Source organism: Microbacterium umsixpiens, from assembly GCF_053543675.1.
This window is the reverse complement of record NZ_JBLVOH010000140.1, coordinates 1-3,443: the sequence shown is the minus strand read 5'-3', so window position 1 is coordinate 3,443 and position 3,443 is coordinate 1. Positions and strand designations below refer to the sequence as shown.

The 3,443-nt window shown below is 67.6% G+C and carries 6 protein-coding genes; 2 read left to right on the top strand and 4 right to left on the bottom strand.

Going from position 1 to position 3,443, the window contains the following annotated elements; genetic code table 11:
• The coding region (locus ACNPM4_RS14080) for an Lrp/AsnC ligand binding domain-containing protein (protein WP_448986071.1) at positions 1–161 on the top strand (161 nt) is incomplete at its 5' end.
• Positions 162–194: 33 nt separating this feature from the next.
• On the opposite strand, the gene ACNPM4_RS14075 is transcribed toward ACNPM4_RS14080, so the two are convergent.
• The 4 genes from ACNPM4_RS14075 to ACNPM4_RS14060 all read right to left on the bottom strand — a co-directional run bounded on the left by ACNPM4_RS14075 (position 195) and on the right by ACNPM4_RS14060 (position 2,973).
• Entirely contained in the window at positions 195–593 is a 399-nt protein-coding gene (locus tag ACNPM4_RS14075; protein ID WP_448986066.1) for a sigma-70 family RNA polymerase sigma factor family protein, read from the bottom strand.
• Positions 590–1,489, bottom strand: coding sequence for an RNA polymerase sigma-70 factor (locus ACNPM4_RS14070; RefSeq protein WP_448986065.1), 900 nt, complete (start codon positions 1,487–1,489; stop codon positions 590–592). The genes ACNPM4_RS14075 and ACNPM4_RS14070 overlap by 4 nt, the downstream gene beginning before the upstream one ends.
• 22 nt (positions 1,490–1,511) lie before the next feature.
• On the bottom strand, positions 1,512–2,282 hold the full coding sequence (locus ACNPM4_RS14065; protein ID WP_272953122.1) for an SDR family oxidoreductase: 771 nt from the start codon (positions 2,280–2,282) through the stop codon (positions 1,512–1,514).
• A 100-nt stretch (positions 2,283–2,382) separates the two neighbouring features.
• Complete coding sequence (locus ACNPM4_RS14060; RefSeq protein ID WP_448986064.1) at positions 2,383–2,973, bottom strand: hypothetical protein; 591 nt, start codon at positions 2,971–2,973, stop codon at positions 2,383–2,385.
• Between the two features lie 222 nt (positions 2,974–3,195).
• On the opposite strand from ACNPM4_RS14060, the gene ACNPM4_RS14055 reads away from it, so the two are divergent.
• Positions 3,196–3,443 (top strand): SDR family oxidoreductase (locus tag ACNPM4_RS14055; protein ID WP_448986063.1); only part of this gene is annotated, 248 nt, incomplete at its 3' end.

Genomic DNA, 3,443 nt, shown 5'->3' with positions numbered 1-3,443 from the left:
TCGGCCCCCCCGACTACATGCTGCGCATCCTCACCCGCGACATGAGCGCGTACCAGGAGCTCTACGACAGCACCCTCGGAGCGCTCCCCGGCGTGCAGCGGCTCACCTCGACCATGGTGATGAAGCGCCTCGGCGCCGACCGCGCGGTGCCGATCCCCTGACGGGCGGAGAAGCGTCACCGCACGCGGACGTGCCTATCGATTCCAGTGCCGAAGCTTGTCGGGGTTGCACACGATCCAGATGTTGGACAGCAGATGCGATCGCATCTCGGCCGTGAGCGCGGCGACGATGCGCTCCCCACGAACCAGCGTGAGGCCCGGCACACCGTTGATCGACGCGGTGGCGATGAAGGTCCCGGGCGTCATCAGCGCACGCAGCTCCGACGCGGCCGCCTCCGGCCCCGTCGCCGGCATCGGACCGGTCGGAACGTGACCGCCGCTGTCGATGACCACCACGACCTCCGGGTGGAGCAGCGCCCGGATCGCGTCCTCGTCCAGTGCGCAGAGTGCACTTCCGAAAGTCTCGATGGTGTCGGCATCGGCAGCATCATGACGGCGCCGGCGCAGCCACGCCGGGTAGTGCTTGCGGGTCATGCGGTGACCGCGTTGACGTGCCCGAGCTTCTGCGGACTCATCACCCAGAGCAGCTGCAGGATGCCCTCGCTCGACGTGGTCACCGTGACCATGGTCGTGACCTCGCCGTCCTCGACGAGGGTGGCCGCGGGCTGGCCGTTCACCTGCACCCAGTCGATCGTCTTCCCGATCCAGAAGTGGTGCGCGAACGCCGCGACGAACTGCGCCACGCGCCCGCGACCCACCACCGGGATGCGGGCGGCGAGCTTGGTGCCGTTGCCGTCGGTGTAGCTGACGACATCGGCCGTGAAGAGGGCTTCGAGCTCGTGGGCATCGCCCTTCTGGGCGGCCGTGAGGAACGCCTCGAGCAGCCGACGCTGCGCCACCGGGTCGACGTGGGCGTTGCGCGTGGACGACAGGTGCGCCCGTGCCCTGCTGACGAGCTGCCTCGCGCTCACGACACTGCTGGAGATCACCTCGGCGATGCGCGGGTACGGATAGTCGAACGCCTCGCGCAGGATGTACGCCGCCCGTTCGGTCGGGGTGAGCTTCTCGAGCGTCAACAGGATCGCGAACTGCAGCGCCTCCGCCCGTTCGGCGCCGAGCGCCGGATCGTCATCGGTGTTCACGGGCTCGGGAAGCCACGGGCCGATGTACGTCTCCCGCCGCGAATGCGACGACTGCAGCACATTGATCGAGAGCCGGGTGGTGATCGTCGTCAGAAACGCCACGGGTTCCTGGATCTTGCTGCGATCCGTGTTCTGCCAGCGGATCCACGTCTCCTGCACGATGTCTTCGGCATCGGCGACCGTGCTCAGCATCCGGTACGCGATGCCGAAGAGTCGTCGGCGGTGCGTGTCGAAGATCCGTACCGCCTCGTCGAGGTCGGCGGCCTCGCCGAATCCGCTGTCGGCCATCGTCACGCCCTTCCCCCTGTCTTCATCGGAGTCCTGCGACAAGGCGTCGGCCTTCTTCGTGAACCCAGGTATCGAGGGTCGTGGACGCGAGACGCAGCGGAGACCGAGGAAGCAGCAGGTCTCCGGAGATGTTGAAGCCCAGGGTAGTGGTCTCCGCGTCCTCGACGACATAGCGCGGGTCATGGTCGACGCGGAGTACCCGACGCACGAAGTCCGGCAGAGGCATCTGCTCGGGGCCGCCGAAGTCGACCGCGCCGCCGAGCGGATCACCCATCGCCAGGTCGACGAGCGCTTCGGCCACGTCGGATGCCGCGACGGGCTGCACCGCTTTCGGAGGAAGATGCACCGTGTCCTGTGCGGTGTTCCACTCGGCGATCTGCCGCGCGAAGTCGTAGAACTGCGTGGATCGGAGGATGGAGTGGGCGATCGGCCCCGACCGCACGAGGTTCTCCTGCACGCCCTTGGCGGCGAAGTAGCCGTCTTCCCCGGCGTGATCCGCGCCGACGATCGACAGCACGACGTGGTGCTTCACTCCCGCGCGCTCCTCCGCCTCCAGCAGACGCTGCGTCGTGGTCTCGAAGAACTCGCGTGCGGCAGCACCCGACACGTCCGGGGCGTTCGTGACGTCGATGACGGCATCCGCGAACTCGAGCGCCGCATCGAGGCCCTGCCCCGTGCGCGCATCCACGCCGCTCGCCGGCGCAGCCACCACGACCGCCTGAGCTCGACGTTCGAGTCTCTCGACGACCATCCGGCCCACTTGGCCGGTCCCACCCAACACGACGATCCGCATCTCGCTCGCTCCGTTCCTGGGTCCCGCGCCGTGCGCGCAGGGGATTCTCTTCAACAGTGACCGGACAGCACCTCGAAGTGTGACAACGGTCGGAGAACTTTCACGTGGCAGCCCGGATGCGCCGGCGTTCGTAGATCAGGGTCGCGGTCAGCAGGAGCGCACCGATGACGATGCCCGCGGTCTGGGCGGGCAGCTCGGAGACGGAGAAGACCCCGACGAGCGCCAGGGTCACGAGGGCACCGCCGAGTACGGCATTCACCGCGCCGACCATGCTGGCCATGGTGAACAGGAACGAGGAGCGCGCGTACCGCACCCCGAGCTCGCCGGACTGGGGCGTGTCGAGCGCGATCAGCTCGGGACCCCTCGGATGCAGACTGACGAAGTACTCGCGGATCCGCTCCATGCGTCGACGCGCAGTGATGTTCTCCACGCTCGTGTCGACGAGTCTCACGACCGTGAACCATCCCAGCGCGAAGATCGCCGGCAGGACGGTGAACGCGAGAATTCCGATCAGCGCGGGCGAGTTCGCGGCGAACCCGATGGCCACCAGACCGCTGGACAGGGTCGACAGGTAGATGGAGCTGCGCGTTCCCGCTTCGCTGATCGTCGAGCTCGCCGCCGACTGCAGCACGAACAGCTCCGTGCCGACCGCGCTGTTCAGGGCGGAGAGGTCGGGCGTCTCATCGGTCATGATTCGCGCCGTCGCTCGGCGTCGGTGAGGGAGAATGCCTGCTCGCTGATGGTCGACATGTTCACCTTCCGGGTCGTGGGGCGCGATATCGCGCTGTCGACAGCAGAGACCGGGTGGGCACCCCGGTTGTGACAAGCCTCGAGCGAACAGCCCGTCCGAGATGTCACAGGGCGACGTGGTTCGCGGTCACATTGGCGTCCGAGAAAAGATCAGGAGAAGCAGATGGAAAGCAGTCTCAGAAGCAAAGTCGTGCTCGTGACCGGTGCGTCGTCGGGGATCGGCTGGGCCACCGCCCTCGCCCTCTCTCATGAAGGGGCGATCGTGGTCGCGGCCGGTCGTCGCGCCGAGCGCCTGCAGACGCTGGTGAACGAAGCGCCGGGAGAGATGGTGGCCATGGAGCTCGACGTGACCGACCCGGATTCCGTCGACCAGGTCGTCTCCGCGGTCGTCGCCCGCTTCGGTCGGCTCGA